The sequence below is a fragment of the Pantoea sp. KPR_PJ genome (genome assembly GCF_041386365.1).
GTDB lineage: Bacteria > Pseudomonadota > Gammaproteobacteria > Enterobacterales > Enterobacteriaceae > Pantoea.
On sequence record NZ_JABMIK010000007.1, the window covers coordinates 196,303 to 217,663 of the forward strand.

The following is a 21,361-nucleotide window of genomic DNA, read 5'->3' on the forward strand; positions in this document are numbered from 1 at the left end:
AGCATGAAGAAAAATCGCGCTTTCCTGAAATGGGCAGGAGGAAAATTTCCTCTGATGGATGATATTCGACGCCATCTGCCGCAAGGCGACTGCCTGATCGAGCCTTTTGTCGGCGCGGGTTCTGTGTTTCTCAACACCGACTATGCGCGCTACCATCTGGCTGATATCAACAGCGACCTGATCAATCTCTATAACATCGTTAAAGACCGCAGCGCACGCTTCATCGAGGATGCGCGTCGGCTGTTTTCACCGGAAGGTAATACGTCGGAATGCTACTACCTGCGCCGCGCCGCCTTTAACGCCAGCAGCGATCCCTACGAGCGCGCGCTGCTGTTTCTCTATCTGAACCGGCACGGCTATAACGGTTTATGTCGTTACAATCTGCGCGGCGAGTTTAACGTGCCCTTCGGCCGTTACCGAAAACCGTATTTCCCTGAAGCCGAGCTGTTATGGTTTGCCGAACGCGCGCAAAAGGCGACCTTTGTCTGCGAATCGTACGATGTTACCCTGACCAGCGCGCAGGAAGGTTCGGTGATCTATTGCGATCCGCCCTATGCGCCGCTGTCGGCGACAGCAAATTTTACAGCGTACCACACCAACAGCTTTAGCCTGCGCGAGCAGCAGCATCTGGCTGAGCTGGCGGAACAGGCGCAAAAGAGCCGAATTCCGGTATTGATTTCTAATCACGATACCGCTCTGACGCGTCTCTGGTATCAGAATGCAGAATTGCATGTGGTGAAAGCGCGGCGTTCTATTAGCCGGAGCATAACGGGTCGCACCAAGGTAGACGAACTGCTGGCTCTTTATAGCTAGCCTGTTTCGTCCGCGACCAGGCATTACGTCAGCCCGCTGGCTGGCGCACAACATTGGGAGAATCGGATGAAACAATATTTGCTGGCCCCTTCCATCCTTGCGGCGGATTTTGCCCGCCTCGGTGAAGATACCGCAAAAGCGTTGGCCGCTGGCGGCGACGTGGTGCATTTCGACGTGATGGACAATCACTACGTTCCCAATCTTACGATGGGACCAATGGTACTGAAAGCGCTGCGCGACTACGGCATTACCGCGCCGATTGACGTACACCTGATGGTAAAACCGGTGGATGCGCTGATCCCGGAATTTGCAAAAGCAGGTGCCAGCTATATCACTTTTCATCCTGAGGCGAGCGAGCACGTTGACCGTACGTTACAGCTGATTAAAGAGCACGGCTGCAAAGCGGGCCTGGTGTTCAATCCAGCAACGCCGCTTAGCTATCTTGACTACGTGATGGACAAGCTCGACGTTATCCTGATTATGTCCGTTAACCCGGGCTTCGGCGGGCAGTCCTTTATCCCAGGCACGCTGGATAAACTGCGCGAAGCGCGCAGGCGCATCGATCAGGGCGGCTACAACATCCGTCTTGAGGTCGACGGGGGGGTAAAAATCGACAATATTGCGCAGATCGCTGCGGCGGGCGCGGATATGTTCGTTGCCGGCTCTGCCATCTTTGGCCATCCCGATTACAAAAAAGTGATTGATGAAATGCGTCACGAACTGGAGAAGGTTAATGGCTCATTTCACTGATATTCGCGCGCTGGCGTTCGATCTTGACGGTACCCTGGTGCACAGTGCGCCAGGCCTGGCACAGGCAATTGATCGGGCGCTGGCCGACCTGCAGCTGCCGCCTGCTGGCCTGGCACGCACCTCCACCTGGATCGGCAATGGCGCAGACATCATGATGTCGCGTGCGCTGACCTGGGCGCTGGGCCGTGAGCCGCAGCCCGATGAGCAGCGCGATGCGCGTGCGCTGTTCGATAAACACTATGCTGACACGGTGGAAGCGGGCAGCACGCTGTTTCCACAGGTAAAAGAGACGCTGCTGGCGCTGCACGCGAAAGGGCTGCCACTGGCGATTGTCACCAACAAGCCAACCCCTTTTGTTGCGCCGCTGCTGGCGTCACTCGGCATTGCCGACGCCTTTACGCTGATTATCGGCGGTGATGATGTGATCGTGAAAAAGCCGCATCCGGCGGCGATTTTCCTGGTGCTGGGCCATTTTGGCGTTATGCCCGATCAGCTGCTGTTTGTTGGCGATTCACGTAACGATATTCAGGCGGCGCAGGCGGCAGGTGTGCCTAATGTCGCCATGACCTATGGCTACAACTACGGTGAGCCGATTTCCGGCAGCAACCCTAATTTGACTCTCGACTCTTTTGATGAACTTTTGCCCGCTCTCGGGCTGCACTAATCAGGACACAAGCATGAGCAAACCCATTGTTTTCAGCGGCGCACAGCCGTCCGGCGAACTTACCATTGGCAACTATATGGGTGCGCTGCGTCAGTGGGTGCAGATGCAGGACGATTTTCACTGCATTTACTGCATCGTCGATCTGCACGCCATCACCGTTCGCCAGGACCCTGCTGCCTTGCGTAAGGCCACGCTGGATACGCTGGCGCTCTACCTCGCCTGCGGCATCGATCCCAGCAAAAGCACCATCTTTGTCCAGTCGCACGTACCGGAGCATGCCCAGTTAAGCTGGGTGCTGAACTGCTACGCCTACTTTGGCGAGCTGAGCCGTATGACGCAGTTTAAAGACAAGTCAGCGCGCTATGAAGAGAACATCAATGCCGGCCTGTTCGATTATCCGGTGCTGATGGCGGCGGATATTCTGCTCTATCAGACCAACCAGGTGCCGGTAGGCGAAGATCAGAAGCAGCATCTGGAGCTGAGCCGCGATATCGCGCAGCGTTTCAATGCGATCTACGGTGATATTTTCCGCGTACCTGAGCCGTTTATCCCGAAATCGGGTGCGCGCGTGATGTCGCTGCTGGAGCCGACGCGTAAGATGTCCAAGTCTGATGACAACCGCAATAACGTTATCGGCCTGCTGGAAGATCCGAAATCGGTGGTGAAGAAGATCAAACGTGCCGTTACCGACTCCGAAGAGCCACCAGTGGTGCGCTATGACGTGAAGGAAAAAGCGGGCGTATCAAACCTGCTGGATATCCTGTCGGGCGTGACAGGCAAGAGCATTGCCGAGCTGGAAGCGGAGTTCGAAGGCAAGATGTATGGCCACCTGAAAGGTGCAGTGGCGGATGCGGTTTCTGGCATGCTGTCGGAGTTGCAGGAGCGCTACAACCGCTATCGTAACGACGAAGCTTTCCTTGAGCAGGTCATGCGTGACGGCGCACAGAAGGCACGTGAGCGTGCGCAGGAGACGCTGAAAAAGGTCTATGAAGCTATCGGCTTTGTTGCCGCGCCCTGATTACAAACACGTTAAAGGCGGATGCTTTTCCGCCTTTCCAGACCGCAGATAATCCCGTAAACGGTTGGGGGATCTCGCAGGGACGCCATCCCGCGTCGATCCTCCTCTCTCGCCGTCAGGTTAAAACCAGCGCAGCCGGTCGCGCAGACTGACCACGCTGCCGATAATAATCAGCGACGGACTCTCTACCTGCTGTGCCAGCTCGCTGAGCTGCTCCAGCGTGCCGCTTACCACGCGCTGCTGCGTGCTGGTGCCATTCTCCACCAGTGCCACCGGCATATCTGTGCGCATACCGTGATGGATCAGCTGCTGCTGAATATGGGCTGCCTGCGCCAGCCCCATATAGAACACCAGCGTCTGCTGTTCAGCAGCCAGCTTCTGCCATTCCAGCGCGTTATCCTGCTGTAAATGACCGGTGACCAGCCGCACGCTCTGCGCATGATCGCGATGCGTCAGCGGAATGCCGCTGTAGGCCGCGCAGCCTGAGGCTGCGGTCACGCCCGGCACCACGCTAAACGGAACCTGATGCTGCGCCAGCGTCTCCAGCTCTTCACCGCCGCGCCCGAAAATAAAGGGATCGCCGCCTTTTAACCTGACCACCCGTTTGCCGCGCTGTGCCTGCTCCAGCAGCAGCTGATTGATCTCTGCCTGCGGCACGCAGTGGTGCCCGGCGCGTTTGCCGACGAAGATGCGCTCGGCGTCGCGCCGTACCAGGTTCAGGATGGCTTCTGAAACCAGCCGATCGTAGACAATCACATCCGCCTGCTGGATCTGCTGTAGCCCTTTCAGCGTCAGCAGGCCGGCATCCCCTGGCCCGGCTCCTACCAGCGTCACTTCGCCCTGCGTCGGCAGCTCTGCGCTGAACAGCAAGTCGGCAAGCTGGGCCGCCTTTGCGCTGTCGCCGTTGGCCAGCGTCTGCGCCAGCCGATCGCTGGTAAAAAAGCGCTCCCAGAAATAGCGGCGCTGCGCCAGAGAGGCAAAACGCTGTTTGACCCGTGTGCGCAGCGTGCCTGCCAGCGATGCCAGCTGGCCGAGGTGCTGCGGCAGCATAGCCTCTATCTTCTCGCGCAGCAGGCGCGCCAGCACCGGCGCGCGGCCGCCGGAAGAGACCGCCACCATCAGTGGCGAGCGATCGATAAGGGACGGCATGATGGCGCTGGCCTGCTCGGGCGCATCGACCAGATTGCAGAAGATGCGACGCGCTTCGGCTGCCGCCGCGACCTGCTGATTAACGGCGTCATCGTTTGTTGCGGCGACCACCAGCCAGCACGCTTCCAGCCACCCAGCCTCAAACGCGCCGTCTATCAGCGTCAGCTCGCCGTTAGCAGCCCACTGGTGAAAGGCCGGAGAAAAATGTTGCGCGCCAGCGTACAGATCGGCACCCGCCGCTATCAACAGACGCGCTTTGCGTTCGGCAACGTCGCCGCCGCCTACCAGTAAACAGCGCTTGCCCTGAAGGCGGCAAAAGAGAGGGAAATAATCCATAAAACGTCCTGAAAGCGAGAGGAGAGCATGCTGCCGGTAAGCGCGTTACCGGCAGCGCAGCATAGCATCAGGGAGAGGGGGAGGTCAGGCGCAAACCTCGACCTTGCCTGCGTTGACGCGCACGGGATAGGTGGCGACAGAGTGCGCCGCATCTTCCATGCAGTAGCCATCGCTGAGGCGGAAGCGCTGCTTCTTCAGCGGACTGGCGACCCAGAGCGTATTGTCGTGCTCGGCAATGATGCCGCGCGACAGAACGCTGGCCTGGGCAAAGGGATCAATATTGCTCATCGCGAACAGCTCATCGCTGTGATGCGGCCGGAAAATAGCGATCTGCTGATTATTCACCAGCGCACACACGCCGGTTGCGGGCAGAATCTGTTCGATATCGCAAACGGCTCTCCACTGACTCATTCTTCGCTCTCCTCAATCAGGGTAACGGCGATGCGCTCTGCCGGACGCGCCGGACGATGCTGCTGACGTTCAGGCACCATCTGCACGTCGGGATCGCGCTGCGGCGTGTTGATAAAGTGGGCAAAGCGGGCGTGCTGGGCGGGATCGTCCACCGTCGCTTTCCACTCGCAGTGAACGCGCGCGCGCAGCGCACTTAGCTCGGCATCCAGCTTGCTGTTAATACCCAGCTTGTCGTCGATAATGACACTGCGCAGATAGTCGATGCCGCCCTCAAGGCTCTCCAGCCAGAGAGAGGTGCGCTGCAGGCGATCGCCAGTACGGATATAGAACATCATAAAGCGGTCAAGGTAGGTGACCAGCGTGTCGCGATCGAGATCAGCGGCCAGCAGGTCAGCATGGCGCGGCTTCATGCCGCCGTTGCCGCAGACATAGAGATTCCAGCCTTTCTCTGTGGCAATAATGCCGACATCTTTGCCCTGCGCTTCGGCACACTCACGCGTACACCCGGAAACGCCAAACTTCATTTTGTGCGGTGTGCGGATGCCTTTATAACGGTTTTCCAGCTCGACACCGAAGCCAAGACTGTCGCCGACGCCGTAGCGGCACCAGGTGCTGCCCACGCAGGTTTTCGCCATGCGCAGCGCTTTCGCGTAGGCCTGGCCGGTCTCAAAGCCCGCGTCGATCAGCTGCGACCAGATAGCGGGCAGATCGTCCTTCTGGGCACCGAACAGACCGATACGCTGTGAGCCGGTGATTTTGGTGTAGAGTTGATAACGCGTGGCGACTTCGCCAATGACTTTCAGTCCCTGCGGCGTAATTTCGCCGCCCGGCGTACGCGGGATCACGGAGTAGGTGCCATCTTTCTGGATATTACCGAGGAAGAGGTCGTTGCTGTCCTGTAGCGGGGTGTGCTGTGGCGCAAGCACGTAGTCATTCCAGCATGATGCCAGCAAGGAGGCGACGGTAGGCTTACAGATCTCGCAGCCATAGCCTGCGCCATATTTTGCCAGCAGCGCGTTGAAGGTTTTGATCTCTTCCACGCGGATCAGATGGTAAAGCTCCTGACGTGAGTAGGGGAAGTGGGCGCAGAGATGGGTGTTAACTTCGATGCCCTGACGACTCAGCTCGCTGTTCAGCACCTGCGTCAGCAGTGGGATACAGCCGCCGCAGCCGGTTCCGGCGCGGGTTTCGCTCTTCAGCGCAGCTACGGTATGGCAGCCACGCTGAACCGCCTGAATGATATCGCCTTTGCTGACGTCGAAGCAGGAGCAAATCTGTGCGCTGTCCGGCAGTGAGTCAACGCCCATGACGCTTTTTTCGCCGCTGCCTGCGGGCAGGATAAGCTGCTCTGGATTTTCAGGGAGCGGCACAGCGTTGAGTACGAACTGAAGCAGGTTGCCGTAGTCGCTGGTGTCCCCCACCAGCACGGCACCCAGCAGCGTAGTACCGTCTTCGCTGATGACCAGGCGTTTATAGACCGAACGGCGCTCATCCAGCCAGACAACGCTGCGTGCGCCAGGCGTGCGGCCGTGGGCGTCGCCAATGCCGCCAACGTCAACGCCGAGCAGTTTCAGTTTGGCGCTCATGTCTGCGCCATGAAAAGCATTGTCGCGGTTGAGCAGCACGTCACTGACGACCTGCGCCATCTTGTATCCCGGCGCAACCAGACCAAAGGTGCGGTTCTGCCAGGCGGCACACTCGCCGATAGCGTAGATCGCGGGATCGCTGGTCTGACAGCGGTCGTCTATGGCGATGCCGCCACGCTGGCCGAGTGCCAGGCCGCACTGCTTCGCCAGCTTGTCCTGCGCGCGTATGCCTGTAGAAAATACGATAAAATCGACATCCAGCGTGCTGCCGTCGGCAAACTGCAGGGTCTTGCCGCCGCTGGCGTGGTGCACAATTTGCTGAGTATGCTTGCTGGTATGCACCTGCACACCCATCTCTTCGATTTTCCGGCGCAGCTGCTCGCCACCCTGTACATCGAGCTGTTCCGCCATCAGCACCGGGGCAAACTCAATCACGTGCGTTTCAATGCCTAAATTTTTCAGCGCGCCTGCCGCTTCCAGGCCAAGCAGGCCACCGCCAACGACGGCGCCCCGTTTGCTGCGTCGCGCACACGCCTCGATAGCGTTCAGATCTTCAATGGTGCGGTAAACGAAGCAATCTGGCCCCTCCGCTCCCTGAATGGGGGGGATCCAGGGGTAAGAGCCAGTGGCAAAAATCAGGGTATCGTAGTGAACGGCACGGCCGGTATTAGAGTGGATCAGCTTTTCATCACGATTAATGGTAATGGCACGCTCGCCCAACAGCAGCTCAACCTGATGTTTTTCGTAATAGCCCTCGCGGACCAGAGAGAGTTCTTCAGTGGTATGGTGAGAGAACCAGGCGGAAAGGTGAACGCGGTCGTAGGCGGCGCGGGGTTCTTCACAGAAGACGGTTAGTGCGAACTGGCCGGGTTCGGCCTTGTCGATCAGCTCTTCAATAAAGCGATGCCCAACCATGCCGTTACCAATCACCACGACATTGTGTTTGCTCATGCTTGCCTCAAAATTGCGGAAACTGGCGCTACAATAGCGCGCCATTTTTCGCGCATATTGATATACATCAAGCGCCTTTTCGTATACCTACTTTGAGGTAGATTGCTGTTTACTGGTGTTTTTTGATTATTTGCTTCTCTGGAAAGCGGAGGCGACTTTTTAGCGGGGCGATGTTCAGGCGAGAGGGTAAAGGCGGGCGTAAAGGTGCCAAAAAAGGGCGGCCTGCGCCGCCCGGTTTGCTGTCAATGCATCACATGGCCATGCTGGCGATGGCGGGTGACAAAGCCCAGCAGAACGCACATCACAAATACCACGGCATAAAGGCCGTTTGCGGTCAGCAGTGCGGCATGAACGCCACTTTGCTTCACGATGGGGCTGGTGACGACAAATGTCAGCATGGTGCCCACGGTGCCACAGGTCAGAATAAAATTGACCAGCTTCGGCGAAGAGACTTTCGTCTGCAGGGAGCCGAGCGTGATGATGGTGGTGTAGATAGCGCTGGAGCTGAAGCCCAGAATCATAATGATCCAGTGCAGCATGCTGGCGTCTGACGCGGTGACGAACCAGTACATCAGGACGGTTGCGACGCCTGCCAGCACCATCAGGATGCGTTGCAGGTCAAAGAAGCGCAGCAGGAAACTGAACACCCACATGCCTACCATGTAGGCCGTCCAGAAATTGCCAACCAGCTGGCCTGCGCTGGCAATGTCCATGCCCATGGTTTTGGTCGCGTACTCCGGCACCCAGGAGATGAAGCCGAGCTGACCAAGGATATAACAGAGCGCCGCGATGGAAAGAAACAGCACGCCGATGCCCCATTTCTCTTTCTCCGCCGTTGGGCTGTTCTCTGGCTTACGCAGCACAGGGAACTCGACGCACAGCGTCAGGATAAAGATCGCTACATAGATAATCCCGATACAGACGTAGACCCAGTACCAGGGCAGTGCGCGCGCCAGCAAAATACCAGCCAGCACGGGAAACAGCGTACCGGCCATGCTAAAGAAGGAGTCGGTAAACAGCAGGCGCGAACCTCGCTGACGCCCTTCATACAGGTGGGTAATCAGGAAAGTACCAATTGACATGGTGATACCGCTGACCACGCCCAGCACGAACATGCAGAGCGAGAAAACAGAGAGATCGCGGCTGGTCATTAATCCCAGCACCGCCAGCACCATCAGGATAAAGCCAAATATCAGCTGGCGCTTCAGCGGCACAATCACCATCAGCCAGGCGTTCAGGAAAACCGAAACAAGAATGCCGGCGTTAAGGAACGTAAAGGTGTTGCCCATGCTTTCAATCGGCAGCTGAAAGTCCTTCGCGATGTCGCCCATAACCATGCCGGTAACGATCACCAGCGCGCCGGTTAGCGCGTATGAGAAAAAGCTTATCCAGGTAAGCCCGATACGATTACGATTTGTCATGTTGTGAACCTGTGGAAAACAGAGAGGGCGGCATAAAACTGTCAGAAAGTGTAAACGGAACTGTGATCTTAATAAATAAAGACTGAAAATCAGTTTTCAGATTTCATTGATAATGTGATTTATATCACGAAAACGTTTGCGTGTGCAGGGGGCAGGCGCACAGGCCACCGTGCGTAAATAACGGTAAAACACGCTGGCTCTTGTATTTTATGCTCTTTACAATCAATCTCGTTAAAAGCTGCTCTCCAAGGTAAGGAAGGAATTATTCATGCTTAAACGTACTTTTACTGCGGCCGTCGCCCTGCTTGCGCTCTCCACCGTTTCTGTCTCCGCGCTGGCTGCTAAAGGCGATACGCACGTCCTGCTCACCACCTCCGCCGGTAACATCGAACTCGAACTGAACAACCAAAAAGCACCGGTTTCGGTGAACAACTTCGTCGAATACGTTAACAACGGCTTCTATAACAATACGATTTTTCACCGCGTGATCCCTGGCTTTATGGTGCAGGGCGGCGGGTTTACAACGGATATGCAGCAGAAGCAGACCCGTGCACCCATCAAAAATGAGGCGGATAACGGCTTGCGCAACCTGCGCGGCACCATCTCAATGGCACGTACCGCAGAGAAAGACAGCGCAACCAGCCAGTTCTTTCTCAACGTCGCCGATAACGCTTTCCTCGATCACGGCCAGCGCGACTTTGGCTACGCGGTATTTGGTAAAATTGTGAAAGGGATGGACGTGGCTGAAAAAATTTCTCAGGTCCCGACCAAAGATGTCGGTCCTTATCAAAATGTTCCGGTAAAACCAGTAGTTATCCTGTCTGCGAAAGTCCTGCCCTGACGTATTGCGCCGCCATCCAGTGGCGGCGTTGCCTTGCCCCTCTCCGGCAAAGGGGAAATTAGCTCCTATACTCAGCTTCAAGAGTCTGGACAACCCCGAGCAGGAGGCGGCATGGCAAATAAACTCACCGAGAAACAGAAAAATACGCTCTGGCAGCAGCGACGCATTGCCAGTTATCAGGCCAGCTGTCGGCTGGAGGGTTTTACCCTGGCGGAGCCCGTCAGCACCTACGACCAGGCTGAAGCGAGACTCGACTCGCTGAGGAGACAGTATGGTGCCGAATAGTGCTGTCGCGCGCGATCCCTACCTGTGGCAAAACGATGACGTGCTGAAAAATCGTCTGAATATTCACGATGCCGCACAGTTGCGTAAGGCTGAGCTGGCGTTCAGCAGTGCGCGCCTCGCCACGCTGGAGCTGGGACCCGCTACCATTGGCCTGCCTTTTCTGTGTCATATTCACCGCACGCTGTTTCAGGACCTCTACAGCTGGGCAGGCGAGCTGCGCACCATTGATATCTGGCGCGACGACACGCCGTTTTGCCATTTCGAATATATCGAAAAAGAGGGCAACACGCTGATGGACGCGCTGGAAGAGGAAGAGGGGCTGCGCAACCTGGAACAGCAGTCGTTTGTAGCGCGCATTGCACACTACTATTGCGAAATCAATATGTTGCATCCCTTCCGCGAGGGAAATGGCCGCGCTCAGCGCATTTTCTTTGAGCAGCTGGCGCTGCATGCCGGGTACTTCCTCGAGTGGCAGCACGTAGAGGCGCAGCAGTGGCGTGAGGCAAACCAGGCCGGCGCAAATGGCGATCTGGCCCCGCTGGAAGCCGTCTTTGCTCGTGTTGTGAGTCGCGCCAGCCTGTAAAACGCGTAGAATAGCGGCGGTTTTCTCTGTCAGGACAGACCATGCTGCTGCTAATCGACAACTATGATTCCTTTACCTGGAATCTTTACCAGTATTTTTGCGAGCTTGGCGCGCAGGTGCGCGTGGTACGCAACGATGCCATCACGCTGGATGAGATGGCGGCGCTACCGCTGTCACATCTGGTGATTTCACCGGGTCCCTGTACGCCGGATGAATCTGGCGTCTCTATGGACGCCATTCGCCATTTCGCCGGACGCATTCCGGTGCTGGGCGTTTGCCTGGGGCATCAGGCCATTGCACAGGCCTATGGGGCCAGAGTGGTCCGGGCTCGGCAGGCCATGCATGGAAAAACCTCTGCTATCGTTCATAACCATCAAGGCGTATTCCGCAACCTCAATAATCCCCTGACCGTGACGCGCTATCACTCTTTGATCGTGGCGCGCGATTCGCTGCCTGATGAATTCGAAATTACGGCCTGGAGCCTGAAAGAGGGGGAGCCGGATGAGATCATGGGATTTCGTCACAGGACGCTGGCGCTGGAGGGCGTGCAGTTTCATCCAGAGAGTATCCTGAGTGAACAGGGGCACCAGCTGCTGCATAATTTTCTGGAAACCTGAAGATATGTTTGCCTTTGATTGATTTGTTATGCATATTTTATGACTAATATTTCATCGTGGTTTAATAAATAATCAAAGGTGGTCGTCGATGGCATCGGAGAAATTAGCGGTAACGCGGGAAACGTTTGATAAGGTGATATTGCCTGTTTATGCACCTGCGCACTTTGTGCCGGTGAAGGGCAAGGGCAGCCGTGTCTGGGATCAGCAGGGAAAAGAGTATATCGATTTTTCCGGCGGTATCGCCGTAACGGCGCTCGGCCACTGCCATCCGGCGCTGGTGGCGGCGCTGAAAAACCAGGGCGAAACGCTGTGGCACCTGAGTAACGTCTTCACCAATGAGCCTGCGCTGCGCCTGGCCAGCAAGCTGATCGATGCAACCTTTGCCGAGCGCGTTTTCTTCGCTAACTCTGGCGCGGAAGCCAATGAAGCCGCCTTCAAGCTGGCGCGCTACTACGCCTGCCAGCGCCACAGCCCGTTCAAAAGTAAAATCATCGCTTTCCATAATGCGTTCCACGGCCGCACGCTCTTTACCGTTTCCGTTGGCGGCCAGCCAAAGTATTCCGACGGCTTTGGTCCGAAGCCTGCGGATATCGTGCACGTTCCCTTTAACGATCTGGAGGCGGTAAAAGCGGTTATCGACGACCATACCTGCGCCATCGTGGTCGAACCCATTCAGGGGGAGGGTGGCGTAACGCCGGCTACCCCTGAGTTTATGCAGGGATTGCGCGAGCTGTGTGACCAGTATCAGGCGCTGCTGGTGCTGGATGAGGTGCAGAGCGGCATGGGACGCAGCGGCAAGCTGTTTGCCTACGAGCACTATGGCGTCACGCCCGACATCCTCACCACCGCGAAAGCGCTGGGCGGTGGTTTCCCGGTGAGCGCCATGCTGACCACCGATGCGATCGCCTCGACCATGTCGCCAGGCGTGCATGGCACCACCTATGGCGGCAACCCGCTTGCCTGCGCAGTGGCCGAAGCGGCGCTGGACGTGATCAATACGCCAGAAGTGCTGGAAGGGGTGCAGGCGCGTCGCGAGCAGTTTGTGACGGCCCTGAAGGCGCTCGACGCGAAGCACGATCTCTTTACAGAGATTCGTGGCAAAGGACTACTGATCGGCGCTGCACTAAAACCGCAGCATGCGGGAAAAGCGCGCGCCATTCTCAATGCGGCAGCGGCCGAAGGCCTGATGGTGCTGGTAGCGGGCACTGACGTGATCCGCTTTGCGCCTTCGCTGGTTATTGAGCCAGCCGACATTGAAGAGGGTATGGCGCGTTTCGCCCGCGCGGTGGAAGGCGTCCTGGCAGCCTGATTAACCTTTACGTAAATGCCTGATGAGCCAGCGGCCATGCTGTGGCCGCTGGCTCCACGCCAGTGACGAAATGGTATGCATCACGTTCAGGTGCTCCAGGATACGGCGCACATGCTGCTCCAGAATCGTGACCGCCCCTTCACCCAAATTATTGACCTCTTCCATGATGTTGGTCTGTGAGCCAGGCCCGTCATATTCCAGCCGCTGCTGGCAGCGCTGGATGGCGATTTCGCATGACTGCAGGTAGCGCTGCGCCAGATCGGGTGTCAGCATCGTGTGCTCGCGCGCGAGAATGGTCATGGCATTGATATGCTCGACGATAAACTGGCTGTGCGTGACCCACAGGCGCATGTCTTTCAGGTACTGGGCGTTAAAGCCCGGCTCCTGCATCGCCTGGTTGAGCGAGTTAAACAGCGCATTATGCGCCTGGTTAACCTGCATACGCTGATAGGCCAGCTTTTTCGCCTCCTGCTCGGGTCCCAGCAGCAGCTGCAGCGCATCCTGACAGGTTTCCAGCGCGTCGTGCGCATTCTGGCGAAGCAGCCCGCTCTGCCATTGTGGCCATAGCCAGAGCATTCCGCCGAAGGCGATCAAACAGCCCATCAGCGTGTCCATCAGGCGTGGAAGTAAAAACTGCGCGCCGTTCAGCGACAGCAGCTGCAGCGAATAGACCGCCGTAACGGTAAAGCCAATCATCGACCAGCCGTAATATTTGCGCGTGACCAGATAGCTGAGTAGCGTAACCACCAGCATAAACAGCAGCACCAGGGATTCCGGCACGGCAAAGCGTAGCGAGGCGGCGGCAATGACCAGCCCGGCAAAGGTGCCCAACGCCCGGTGCTGAATACGCACGCGGGTGGCGCTGTAGCCATTCTGACTGACAAACATAATGGTCATCAGGATCCAGTAAGGCTTGGGAATATCGAACAGCATCGCCAGCGCGCTGCCAAACATCAACATCACCGCAAAGCGTGCCGCCGTGCGCAGCGCTGAAGATTTAAAGGAGAGGTAGCTGCGCAGGGCGGGCAGCAGGGGCAGGCGGCGCTGGCGATCGCTCATCAGGTCACGCTGGTAGAGCGGTTTTTGCGTGCGCAGCACCCGGGCGATACGGCTGAAATGATAGAAGCAGAAATGCCCGACGGGATTATCGGGGTGCTGACGGGTGATCTTCTCCAGCGCGCCGAGCGGCTTTTCCATCTCAAAGCGACTCGGTAGCTGGTGATAGAGGATGGCATCGGCCAGCGCACGTAGCCGTGCTGAAATAATTTTGGCATTCCAGCGGATCACCGCTTCCGCATGGCTGCGCTCGACCAGCTTCTGAACCTCTTCTGGCTGATGCAGGCTGACAGAGATATGTTCCTGCAAATCGAGTGCTACCTGAAAAGCGCGCATGAGCCGTTTATGGCTGTTGTCGCGGCTGGCAGAGAGCATGTGCATCTGCTGGTAGCAGGTATTAATCAGATCAACCGCTTTCTGCTGGCGCGCGAGCAGCGGCGGCAGCGCTTTTTCGGGATCGGTGAGCTGGGTCAGCAGCGTATATTTCGCGTCGCAGTAATCCGCCAGCTCGCGATAGATCAGGCTCAGGGTTTCACGCATCGGCTGCTCTTTCCACAGCCAAAACCAGAACCAGTTGAACAGCCCGTACCAGAGCGTGCCACCAATGTAGAGCAGCGGTGGCACATAGACTGGCATACGCCCAATCAGGCTAAGGGTAAAGATAGCCGCGACCAGCGTGCCAGGGAGCAGACGACCGTGCAGCGGGCTGATTTCGCCAGTCACGCCCAGCAGCAGCGGCAAGGCAAAAAGCACGGCAGGCAGCGGGACGCCTTTTAGCGTCAGCAGCTGGATCAGAAAGCTGCCGAGCGCAAACAGCGAGCCGCCGACCACCAGGCGTTTGAAAAAGCGTTTATGCGGCGTGTCCAGGCCAGCCACGTTGCAGCAGGCGGGAACGAGAGAGAAGAGCAGGCCTTTTTGCAAATCGCCAAACAGCCAGCCAAGCGCCACAGGAATGCACAACACCAGCGTCTGCCGCAGCGCATAGTTAACTTCGGGGTGATAGATGATTCGACGCCACATCACTTCACTGAAAACAGTAGCGGCGTGACAGAAACATCACGCCGGGAGAGAGAGGAAATCAGCGGGTGCCGTACACGACAATGGTCTTGCCGTGGGCGGAAATCAGATTCTGGTCTTCCAACATTTTCAAAATGCGGCCCACGGTTTCGCGTGAGCAACCAACGATTTGGCCAATTTCCTGACGAGTAATTTTGATTTGCATGCCGTCGGGATGCGTCATGGCGTCTGGCTGTTTTGCCAGGTTGAGCAGGGTTTGTGCAATACGTCCGGTCACGTCGAGGAAAGCTAAATTGCCCACTTTTTCCGAGGTAACCTGCAGACGGCGCGCCATCTGCGAAGAGAGACGCATTAAAATATCCGGATTCACCTGAATAAGCTGACGGAATTTCTTGTAAGAAATTTCGGCCACTTCGCACGCGGTTTTTGCACGTACCCAGGCGCTGCGCTCCTGACCTTCTTCAAACAGGCCAAGCTCGCCAATAAAATCACCCTGATTCAGGTAAGAGAGGATCATCTCTTTACCTTCTTCATCTTTGATCAGTACCGCAACGGAACCTTTCACGATGTAGTAAAGCGTTTCAGCCTTCTCACCTTGATGAATCAGCGTACTTTTGGATGGATATTTGTGAATATGGCAATGGGACAGGAACCATTCGAGTGTAGGGTCTGTTTGCGGTTTGCCGAGAACCATTCGCTATTATCCTCTGTTGTAATCGTGCCCAAAATGCAGAGTCATATTCTCTGCCAGGCGATGAAAGCTTCAAGCGTTTCCCGAGAGGGAGATTATTCGGGGTTCCATTTTGCGCCAGGCGCTTGAGGTGTCCCGCCTTCGTCCTTAATAAGACGAAACTATTTTCAGCACTGTTTGTAGCACAGCTTTTGTCAGCTGTCTTCTGTTGTCTCGCTTCAGCAGAGGGGGGATTACTCTGGATTGCTGTTTGTCAGGTGAACGCGTACTCTGGCGGCAAACAGGCTATTCTCGAGGGAAAAACAATGCAGGCAAGAGTGAAGTGGATCGAAGGATTAACCTTTTTGGGTGAGTCCTCTTCAGGGCATCAGATCCTGATGGACGGTAACTCGGGCGATAAAGCGCCCAGCCCGATGGAAATGGTGCTGATGGCGACTGGCGGCTGTAGTGCCATCGATGTGGTTTCTATTTTGCAAAAGGGCCGCAACGATGTGGTGGAGTGCGAGGTAAAGCTGACCTCGGAACGCCGTGAAGAGGCACCGCGCCTGTTTACCCATATTAATCTTCATTTCGTGGTTACCGGCAAGGCGCTGAGCGACAAAGCCGTGGCGCGCGCGGTAGATCTGTCAGCGGAGAAGTACTGTTCGGTGGCGTTGATGCTGGGCAAAGGGGTCGACATTACCCACAGCTATGAGGTTGTGGCGCAGTAAGCCAAACCGCTGGTGCCGGTGACAAGGACAGCACGTCTTACTCAGCGCTGCCCTGCGTAATGACGCACCTTATCGCTGGGTGCGTCTGTCGCTTTTGCGTGGCCAGGCCGTCTGCTGCTTCCGTCGTCAGGCGATCTGCTTTCCTTCTATCAGCCGCTGCACCAGCGGTGCCATAATTAACTCCATCGCCAGCCCCATCTTGCCACCCGGCACCACCAGCGTATTCATATGCGAAATAAACGATCCCTGGAGCATCGCCAGCAGGTAGGGAAAGTCGATATTCTCCAGTCCGCGAAAGTGAATAACCACGAAGCTCTCATCCAGCGACGGGATCTCGCGCGCGGCGAAGGGGTTAGACGTATCGACGGTTGGCACGCGCTGGAAGTTGATGTGAGTACGCGAAAACTGCGGCGTAATGAAGTTGATGTAATCTTCCATTGAACGCACCACTGAGTCCATAACCGCTTCGCGTGAGTGGCCGCGCTCGCTGGTGTCGCGCACCAGCTTCTGGATCCACTCCAGGTTAACGATCGGCACCACGCCAACCAGCAGATCCACCTTTTCCGCCACGTTATGCTGCTGCGTCACCACACCGCCGTGCAGTCCTTCGTAAAACAGCACGTCGGTATTTTCCGGCAGCGGCTGCCAGGGCGTAAAGGTGCCGGGTACCTGGTTCCACGGCACCGCTTCATCATAGGTATGCAGATATTTGCGCGACTGGCCTTTGCCTGCGCTGCCGTAATCACTGAAGGTTTGCTCAAGCAGGCCAAAATCGTTGGCTTCCGGCCCAAAGTAGCTGATATGGCGACCTAAATCGCGTGCCTTGCGGATCGCCATATCCATTTCTGGTCGCGTAAAGCGATGGAAGCTGTCGCCTTCCAGTTCGGCGGCATGCAGGTTGAACTGCTGAAAAATTTTGCGAAACGCCAGGCTGGTGGTGGTGGTCCCGGCTCCGCTGGAGCCGGTCACCGCGATGATCGGGTGTCGTGCTGACATGTTGAAGCTTCCTGTAACGTCGGGCGATAGGCATTGTTAACATGAAAAGCGCGGTGGCGCATCAGCCACGAAATTCGCTGCGCGGCATGATATTGACGGTTTCGTGCAGTTCCGACCAGACCAGCACCGCGTCTCCACGTTCCAGCTGACGACGCACATCGTCGACCTTTTGCGCCAGGCTGCGCTCCTGCTCGCCGTAGTCGGTGCCTTCACGCAGCACAAAGGCTTCAATCAGGTTGTTGAGGGTTTCAGGGTCAATCTGTTGCCAGGGAATCATCATGAGCTAAGCCACTGTGTAAGCCACTGCGGCACGCGCTGTTCGAGCCACATCTGCGGTTGACGCAGTGTGCCACCGACAAAGCCAACGTGTCCGCCATGCGGCGTGAGTTGATAGGTGGTGCTGGCTGAGAGCTGATCCGACTGCGGGATCACCTCATCCGTCATAAAAGGATCGTCCTTCGCGTGCACAATCAGCAAGGGTTTACGTACGTTTTTGAGCAGCGGCAGGGCGCTGGCGCGACGATAATAATCCTGCGCATCAACAAAGCCGTGCGCGCGGGCAGTGATGGCATCGTCAAAGTCACGCAGGCGACGCAGTGCTCTGAGCTGCAGCAGGTCAACCGGCAGCGTCCCCGGCCAGGCACGTAGCTTGCGTTCGGCATTCTTTTTTAGCTGATCAAGCAGGTAGCGCTGGTAAAAACGGGAAAATCCCTGTTCGAGCTTCAGGCTGCACGGTTCCAGCAGCAGCGGCGCAGAAATAATGACGCCAGCGTCGAGCGGAGCGGCGTCACCCAGTCTTCCCAGCAGGCAGCCCAGCATGTTGCCGCCAAGCGATACGCCGACTGCAGCGGTCGGCACATCGCCCCAGCGCGTCTTCAGCCAGTGCAGAAAAAAAGCCGCATCTTCGGTTTCGCCAGAGTGATAGATGCGGTGCAGTCGGTTCGGTTCGCCGCCGCAGCCGCGAAAATGCATCACTACGCCGAGCCACCCCTGACGCTGACAGGCGTGCAACAGCCCGTGGGCGTAAGGGCTGTGAAAGTTGCCCTCCAGACCGTGAAACAGCACCACGCGCGGCTTGTGGCTCGCCTGCCGGGGATCTTCACTCCAGGCGAGATCGACAAAATCTCCGTCCGGCAGATCGAGCCGCTGCCAGTATGGGCGCAGTAAAATACGGCGACGCACCAGGCGTGGCAAAACCGTCTGCAGATGCGGATTGCGCAGGCTGCGCGGCGGCATAAAGCTGGCTGTCGCGTCGGGCGTAAAATTCATGTCACAAGCACTTGTCTGATCCATATCACACTGTTAGCTTCGTTAGGGTTGTAGTGAGTCTGGGATGAGGAGCACCCGCTAATGGAACTGAGCCTGTTTTTCTCTATGTTAGGTTTTCTCTGGGTCGCCGCCATCACGCCTGGCCCCAATAATATGTTACTCACTGCGTCCGGTGCCAATTTCGGCTTCTGGCGCACGCTGCCGTTAATGGTCGGCATCATGATTGGCATGCAGGTCATGCTGCTGATGGTGGCGTTTGGCGTGGGGGGGCTAATCCTGCTCTATCCCGCTCTGCACCTTATCCTCAAAATTGCCGGTAGCCTTTATCTGCTCTGGCTGGCGTGGAAAATTGCCACGGCCGCCTATGAAAAGCTGGAAACCGGCGACGCACCACCAAAACCAATGCCCTTCTGGCAAGGCGGCCTGCTACAGCTGATCAATCCGAAAGCCTGGCTGATGGCGCTCGGCGCCATCGCAAGCTTTAGCCTTGCGGGCAGCGCCTATCTGCATTCGGTAACGGCGATCAGCGCCGGCATGTTTCTGGTCAATCTGGTGGCCGGCGCAATCTGGATCGGGTTCGGCGCGCTGATTGGCCGTATTCTGCAGAGCCGCCGCGCCTGGACTATTTTCAATCTGGCAATGGGCCTGCTGACCGCTGCCTGCGTGCTGCTTATCTGGCGCTGAGCTAGCTGGAGGCGCGCTCAATGCGCTGCCATGCCAGAACTTCACGTACGACCGCCGAATCGGGACGACGAATACGCTGCAGCAGCAGTTGTACGCTGCGCGCGCCAAGCTGATACATCGGCTGCTCGATGGTGGTCAGCGGAGGATTCAGGCTGCGGGTAAAAGGTATGCCGTCAAAGCCCACAACCGCCACATCCTCCGGCACGCGCAGGCCCGCCTCCTGCGCCGCGTGCACCACGCCTAACGCCAGCACATCTGATACAGCCAGCACAGCATCCGGTGGCTCAGCCTGCTGCAACAGCTGGCGTAGCGCCTGACTTCCCGCTTCGCAGGAGATCTCATCGGCATAGGCCACGCCGTGCCACGACAGCGCCAGCTGTTCCAGCCCTTCGTAGTAGCCTGCTTCACGCTCGTGTGAATAAAGGTAGCGCATATCGCTGTTAACCAGCCCAATACGCCGGCGACCTTTGCCTGCCAGATAGCGTATGGTTTCTCGCGCCGCGCCGCGGTTGTCGATAGTGACAGAGGATGCCGCGATTGCGGGATCGTGCTCGGCACACTGCACCCAGGGCGCATCACCGATAATTCCGGCGATCTCCTTTAGCGTAGACGCGGCGTCCAGGCTGATGACGCCATCTACCACTTTGCCGGTGAGCAGGCCCAGATAGGCCGATTTACGCTGCAGTTGTGAGGCAGAGTTGCAGAGGAGAATGTGATAGCCCTGCGCTTCGGCCTCTGCTTCGATACCCTGCACGACGCGCGAGCAGAACGGGTTGGTGATGTCGGAAATCAGCACCAGCAGCATGTGGCTTTGCGCCGTACGCAGCTGACGCGCTAACAGGTTGGGCTGGTATTCGCTGGTTGAGATGGCCGCCAGCACCCGATCGCGCGTGTCGGCTTTTACGCCAGGATGATCGTTGAGTACACGGGATACCGTAGCTTTGGAGACGCCCGCCAACAGGGCGACCTTCTCAATAGACATATTGCCGCATACCTTTCTCGCAGGTTAAGAGTCAGCCCCTATCAATAGCACAGCGGCAATGTGAGCGCCTGACAATTTGTCTGAATTATTGCGGCTCGCTTTTCCCGAATTTTGCATCTTCTTTGCCGATCATGATCTAAGAACGTCTGTTTATTAAGAATAATTTTTAATTCCTTTATGAAATCATCGCCGCTGGCGACACTGCGCTCATCAACCATCCCGGCGGAGTACCCCCTCATGGCAGTGAAAAGATCGTTATCCATGCTGGCCGCAGCGCTGTCGCTGCTGGTGTTTCAGGCGCAGGCCGTGAATGTCACGGTGGCTTACCAGACCTCTGCGGAACCGGCAAAGGTGGCCCAGGCGGACGACACCTTTGCCAGAGAGAGTGGCGCGACCGTTGACTGGCGCAAATTTGACAGCGGTGCCGGTGTGTTGCGTGCGCTGGCCTCGGGTGATGTACAGATTGGCAACATCGGCTCCAGCCCGCTGGCGGTTGCCGCGACGCAACAGTTACCCATCGAAGCCTTCCTGCTGGCGTCGCAGCTCGGCAATTCCGAAGCGCTGGTGGTGAAGAAAGGGATCGACAGCCCGAAAGATTTAATCGGCAAGCGCATCGCCGTGCCGTTTATCTCCACCACACACTACAGCCTGCTGGCCGCGCTAAAGCACTGGGGCATCAAGCCGACGCAGGTGCAGCTTATCAATCTACAACCGCCCGCTATTATTGCGGCCTGGCAACGCGGTGATATTGACGGTGCCTATGTCTGGGCCCCTGCCGTTAACGAACTGGAGAAAGAAGGTAAAGTGCTGACGGACTCTTCACAGGTCGGTCAGTGGGGCTCGCCAACGCTTGACGTCTGGGTGGTGCGCAAAGATTTTGCCAGCGCGCATCCTGAAGTCGTGACCGCATTTGCCCGTAGCGCTATCGACGCGCAGCAAGCCTATCTCAACAACCCGGAGCGCTGGCTGCAGCAGCCGGATAATCTGAGCAAGCTGTCGCGCCTGAGTGGCGTACCGGAGGCGCAGGTGCCAGGCCTGGTAAAGGGCAATACCTATCTTACTGCGCAGCAGCAGGTGGAACAGTTGGGCAAGCCGGTTAACCAGGCGATCGTCGATACGGCGATATTCCTGAAAGAGCAGGGCAAAGTGCCGCAGGCGAAGGCTGATTACAGCAATTTTGTCACCAGCCGCTTTGTCGAGCCATTAGCGAAACAGTAAGGAG

The 21,361-nt window shown here is 57.2% G+C and carries 22 protein-coding genes; 12 read left to right on the plus strand and 10 right to left on the minus strand.

What is annotated here, in order from left to right; genetic code table 11:
• Positions 1–3: 3 nt before the first annotated feature.
• The 4 genes from dam (at position 4) to trpS (ending at position 3,245) form a co-directional block, all read left to right on the plus strand.
• Complete coding sequence (gene dam, locus HP564_RS15640; RefSeq protein WP_371244556.1) at positions 4–813, plus strand: adenine-specific DNA-methyltransferase; 810 nt, start codon at positions 4–6, stop codon at positions 811–813.
• 66 nt (positions 814–879) lie between these two features.
• Positions 880–1,563: a ribulose-phosphate 3-epimerase gene (gene rpe, locus HP564_RS15645; protein ID WP_371244558.1), complete on the plus strand. Its 684-nt coding sequence runs from the start codon at positions 880–882 to the stop codon at positions 1,561–1,563.
• Positions 1,547–2,227, plus strand: a complete 681-nt coding sequence (locus tag HP564_RS15650; protein ID WP_371244560.1) for a phosphoglycolate phosphatase — start codon at positions 1,547–1,549, stop codon at positions 2,225–2,227. The genes rpe and HP564_RS15650 overlap by 17 nt, the downstream gene beginning before the upstream one ends.
• Positions 2,228–2,240: 13 nt before the next feature.
• Entirely contained in the window at positions 2,241–3,245 is a 1,005-nt protein-coding gene (gene trpS, locus HP564_RS15655) for a tryptophan--tRNA ligase (protein WP_371244562.1), read from the plus strand.
• Between the two features lie 120 nt (positions 3,246–3,365).
• On the opposite strand, the gene cysG is transcribed toward trpS, so the two are convergent.
• From cysG to tsgA, 4 genes are all read right to left on the minus strand, one after another.
• A complete protein-coding gene (gene cysG, locus HP564_RS15660; protein WP_371244564.1) occupies positions 3,366–4,730 on the minus strand; it encodes a siroheme synthase CysG in 1,365 nt (454 codons plus the stop codon).
• Positions 4,731–4,814: 84 nt separating this feature from the next.
• The gene (gene nirD / locus HP564_RS15665; protein WP_371244566.1) at positions 4,815–5,141 is read right to left on the minus strand and encodes a nitrite reductase small subunit NirD; all 327 of its coding nucleotides are present in this window, start codon (positions 5,139–5,141) and stop codon (positions 4,815–4,817) included.
• A complete protein-coding gene (nirB, locus tag HP564_RS15670; protein WP_371244568.1) occupies positions 5,138–7,678 on the minus strand; it encodes a nitrite reductase large subunit NirB in 2,541 nt (846 codons plus the stop codon). Before nirB ends, nirD begins: the two co-directional genes overlap by 4 nt.
• Positions 7,679–7,920: 242 nt before the next feature.
• Positions 7,921–9,099 (minus strand): MFS transporter TsgA, encoded by a 1,179-nt coding sequence (gene tsgA, locus HP564_RS15675; RefSeq protein WP_371244570.1) that lies wholly within the window; start codon positions 9,097–9,099, stop codon positions 7,921–7,923.
• Positions 9,100–9,367: 268 nt separating this feature from the next.
• On the opposite strand from tsgA, the gene ppiA reads away from it, so the two are divergent.
• The 5 genes from ppiA to HP564_RS15700 all read left to right on the plus strand — a co-directional run bounded on the left by ppiA (position 9,368) and on the right by HP564_RS15700 (position 12,734).
• Positions 9,368–9,940, plus strand: coding sequence for a peptidylprolyl isomerase A (ppiA, locus tag HP564_RS15680; RefSeq protein ID WP_371244572.1), 573 nt, complete (start codon positions 9,368–9,370; stop codon positions 9,938–9,940).
• Between the two features lie 111 nt (positions 9,941–10,051).
• Positions 10,052–10,225, plus strand: a complete 174-nt coding sequence (locus HP564_RS15685) for a YhfG family protein (protein WP_371244574.1) — start codon at positions 10,052–10,054, stop codon at positions 10,223–10,225.
• On the plus strand, positions 10,212–10,808 hold the full coding sequence (locus HP564_RS15690; RefSeq protein WP_371244576.1) for a putative adenosine monophosphate-protein transferase Fic: 597 nt from the start codon (positions 10,212–10,214) through the stop codon (positions 10,806–10,808). Before HP564_RS15685 ends, HP564_RS15690 begins: the two co-directional genes overlap by 14 nt.
• A gap of 41 nt (positions 10,809–10,849) precedes the next feature.
• Positions 10,850–11,425: an aminodeoxychorismate synthase component II gene (locus tag HP564_RS15695; RefSeq protein WP_371244578.1), complete on the plus strand. Its 576-nt coding sequence runs from the start codon at positions 10,850–10,852 to the stop codon at positions 11,423–11,425.
• An 88-nt stretch (positions 11,426–11,513) separates the two neighbouring features.
• On the plus strand, positions 11,514–12,734 hold the full coding sequence (locus HP564_RS15700) for an aspartate aminotransferase family protein (RefSeq protein WP_371244580.1): 1,221 nt from the start codon (positions 11,514–11,516) through the stop codon (positions 12,732–12,734).
• Here HP564_RS15700 and HP564_RS15705 read toward each other — a convergent pair whose 3' ends face one another.
• A complete protein-coding gene (locus HP564_RS15705; protein ID WP_371244582.1) occupies positions 12,735–14,810 on the minus strand; it encodes a YccS/YhfK family putative transporter in 2,076 nt (691 codons plus the stop codon).
• Positions 14,811–14,868: 58 nt separating this feature from the next.
• Positions 14,869–15,501 carry a cAMP-activated global transcriptional regulator CRP gene (gene crp / locus HP564_RS15710; RefSeq protein ID WP_000242758.1) on the minus strand — a complete coding sequence of 211 codons (633 nt, stop codon included), beginning with the start codon at positions 15,499–15,501 and terminating at the stop codon, positions 14,869–14,871.
• 302 nt (positions 15,502–15,803) lie between these two features.
• Between crp and HP564_RS15715 the strand changes: the two genes are divergently transcribed.
• Positions 15,804–16,208 carry an OsmC family protein gene (locus HP564_RS15715; RefSeq protein ID WP_371244598.1) on the plus strand — a complete coding sequence of 135 codons (405 nt, stop codon included), beginning with the start codon at positions 15,804–15,806 and terminating at the stop codon, positions 16,206–16,208.
• A 126-nt stretch (positions 16,209–16,334) separates the two neighbouring features.
• On the opposite strand, the gene HP564_RS15720 is transcribed toward HP564_RS15715, so the two are convergent.
• From HP564_RS15720 to HP564_RS15730, 3 genes are all read right to left on the minus strand, one after another.
• Complete coding sequence (locus HP564_RS15720) at positions 16,335–17,204, minus strand: phosphoribulokinase (RefSeq protein ID WP_371244600.1); 870 nt, start codon at positions 17,202–17,204, stop codon at positions 16,335–16,337.
• 61 nt (positions 17,205–17,265) lie between these two features.
• Positions 17,266–17,484, minus strand: coding sequence for a YheU family protein (locus HP564_RS15725; protein ID WP_371244602.1), 219 nt, complete (start codon positions 17,482–17,484; stop codon positions 17,266–17,268).
• A complete protein-coding gene (locus HP564_RS15730) occupies positions 17,481–18,497 on the minus strand; it encodes a hydrolase (protein ID WP_371244604.1) in 1,017 nt (338 codons plus the stop codon). Before HP564_RS15730 ends, HP564_RS15725 begins: the two co-directional genes overlap by 4 nt.
• 57 nt (positions 18,498–18,554) lie before the next feature.
• Here HP564_RS15730 and HP564_RS15735 point away from each other — a divergent pair, with 57 nt between their 5' ends.
• Entirely contained in the window at positions 18,555–19,157 is a 603-nt protein-coding gene (locus tag HP564_RS15735; protein WP_371244606.1) for a LysE family translocator, read from the plus strand.
• Position 19,158: 1 nt separating this feature from the next.
• On the opposite strand, the gene HP564_RS15740 is transcribed toward HP564_RS15735, so the two are convergent.
• On the minus strand, positions 19,159–20,139 hold the full coding sequence (locus HP564_RS15740) for a LacI family DNA-binding transcriptional regulator (protein ID WP_371244608.1): 981 nt from the start codon (positions 20,137–20,139) through the stop codon (positions 19,159–19,161).
• Between the two features lie 237 nt (positions 20,140–20,376).
• Here HP564_RS15740 and tauA point away from each other — a divergent pair, with 237 nt between their 5' ends.
• Positions 20,377–21,357, plus strand: coding sequence for a taurine ABC transporter substrate-binding protein (gene tauA / locus HP564_RS15745; protein ID WP_371244610.1), 981 nt, complete (start codon positions 20,377–20,379; stop codon positions 21,355–21,357).
• Positions 21,358–21,361 lie beyond the last annotated feature (4 nt).

What these genes read in the sequence shown, in the direction of transcription:
- crp (WP_000242758.1), bottom strand. Translation starts at nt 15,501, where the DNA reads ATGGTTCTCGGCAAACCGCAAACAGACCCTACACTCGAATGGTTCCTG.
- tsgA (WP_371244570.1), bottom strand. Translation starts at nt 9,099, where the DNA reads ATGACAAATCGTAATCGTATCGGGCTTACCTGGATAAGCTTTTTCTCA.
- nirB (WP_371244568.1), bottom strand. Translation starts at nt 7,678, where the DNA reads ATGAGCAAACACAATGTCGTGGTGATTGGTAACGGCATGGTTGGGCAT.
- HP564_RS15715 (WP_371244598.1), top strand. Translation starts at nt 15,804, where the DNA reads ATGCAGGCAAGAGTGAAGTGGATCGAAGGATTAACCTTTTTGGGTGAG.
- HP564_RS15725 (WP_371244602.1), bottom strand. Translation starts at nt 17,484, where the DNA reads ATGATGATTCCCTGGCAACAGATTGACCCTGAAACCCTCAACAACCTG.
- nirD (WP_371244566.1), bottom strand. Translation starts at nt 5,141, where the DNA reads ATGAGTCAGTGGAGAGCCGTTTGCGATATCGAACAGATTCTGCCCGCA.
- HP564_RS15685 (WP_371244574.1), top strand. Translation starts at nt 10,052, where the DNA reads ATGGCAAATAAACTCACCGAGAAACAGAAAAATACGCTCTGGCAGCAG.
- cysG (WP_371244564.1), bottom strand. Translation starts at nt 4,730, where the DNA reads ATGGATTATTTCCCTCTCTTTTGCCGCCTTCAGGGCAAGCGCTGTTTA.
- HP564_RS15735 (WP_371244606.1), top strand. Translation starts at nt 18,555, where the DNA reads ATGGAACTGAGCCTGTTTTTCTCTATGTTAGGTTTTCTCTGGGTCGCC.
- HP564_RS15730 (WP_371244604.1), bottom strand. Translation starts at nt 18,497, where the DNA reads ATGGATCAGACAAGTGCTTGTGACATGAATTTTACGCCCGACGCGACA.
- ppiA (WP_371244572.1), top strand. Translation starts at nt 9,368, where the DNA reads ATGCTTAAACGTACTTTTACTGCGGCCGTCGCCCTGCTTGCGCTCTCC.
- HP564_RS15650 (WP_371244560.1), top strand. Translation starts at nt 1,547, where the DNA reads ATGGCTCATTTCACTGATATTCGCGCGCTGGCGTTCGATCTTGACGGT.
- tauA (WP_371244610.1), top strand. Translation starts at nt 20,377, where the DNA reads ATGGCAGTGAAAAGATCGTTATCCATGCTGGCCGCAGCGCTGTCGCTG.
- dam (WP_371244556.1), top strand. Translation starts at nt 4, where the DNA reads ATGAAGAAAAATCGCGCTTTCCTGAAATGGGCAGGAGGAAAATTTCCT.
- trpS (WP_371244562.1), top strand. Translation starts at nt 2,241, where the DNA reads ATGAGCAAACCCATTGTTTTCAGCGGCGCACAGCCGTCCGGCGAACTT.
- HP564_RS15720 (WP_371244600.1), bottom strand. Translation starts at nt 17,204, where the DNA reads ATGTCAGCACGACACCCGATCATCGCGGTGACCGGCTCCAGCGGAGCC.
- rpe (WP_371244558.1), top strand. Translation starts at nt 880, where the DNA reads ATGAAACAATATTTGCTGGCCCCTTCCATCCTTGCGGCGGATTTTGCC.
- HP564_RS15700 (WP_371244580.1), top strand. Translation starts at nt 11,514, where the DNA reads ATGGCATCGGAGAAATTAGCGGTAACGCGGGAAACGTTTGATAAGGTG.
- HP564_RS15695 (WP_371244578.1), top strand. Translation starts at nt 10,850, where the DNA reads ATGCTGCTGCTAATCGACAACTATGATTCCTTTACCTGGAATCTTTAC.
- HP564_RS15740 (WP_371244608.1), bottom strand. Translation starts at nt 20,139, where the DNA reads ATGTCTATTGAGAAGGTCGCCCTGTTGGCGGGCGTCTCCAAAGCTACG.
- HP564_RS15690 (WP_371244576.1), top strand. Translation starts at nt 10,212, where the DNA reads ATGGTGCCGAATAGTGCTGTCGCGCGCGATCCCTACCTGTGGCAAAAC.
- HP564_RS15705 (WP_371244582.1), bottom strand. Translation starts at nt 14,810, where the DNA reads ATGTGGCGTCGAATCATCTATCACCCCGAAGTTAACTATGCGCTGCGG.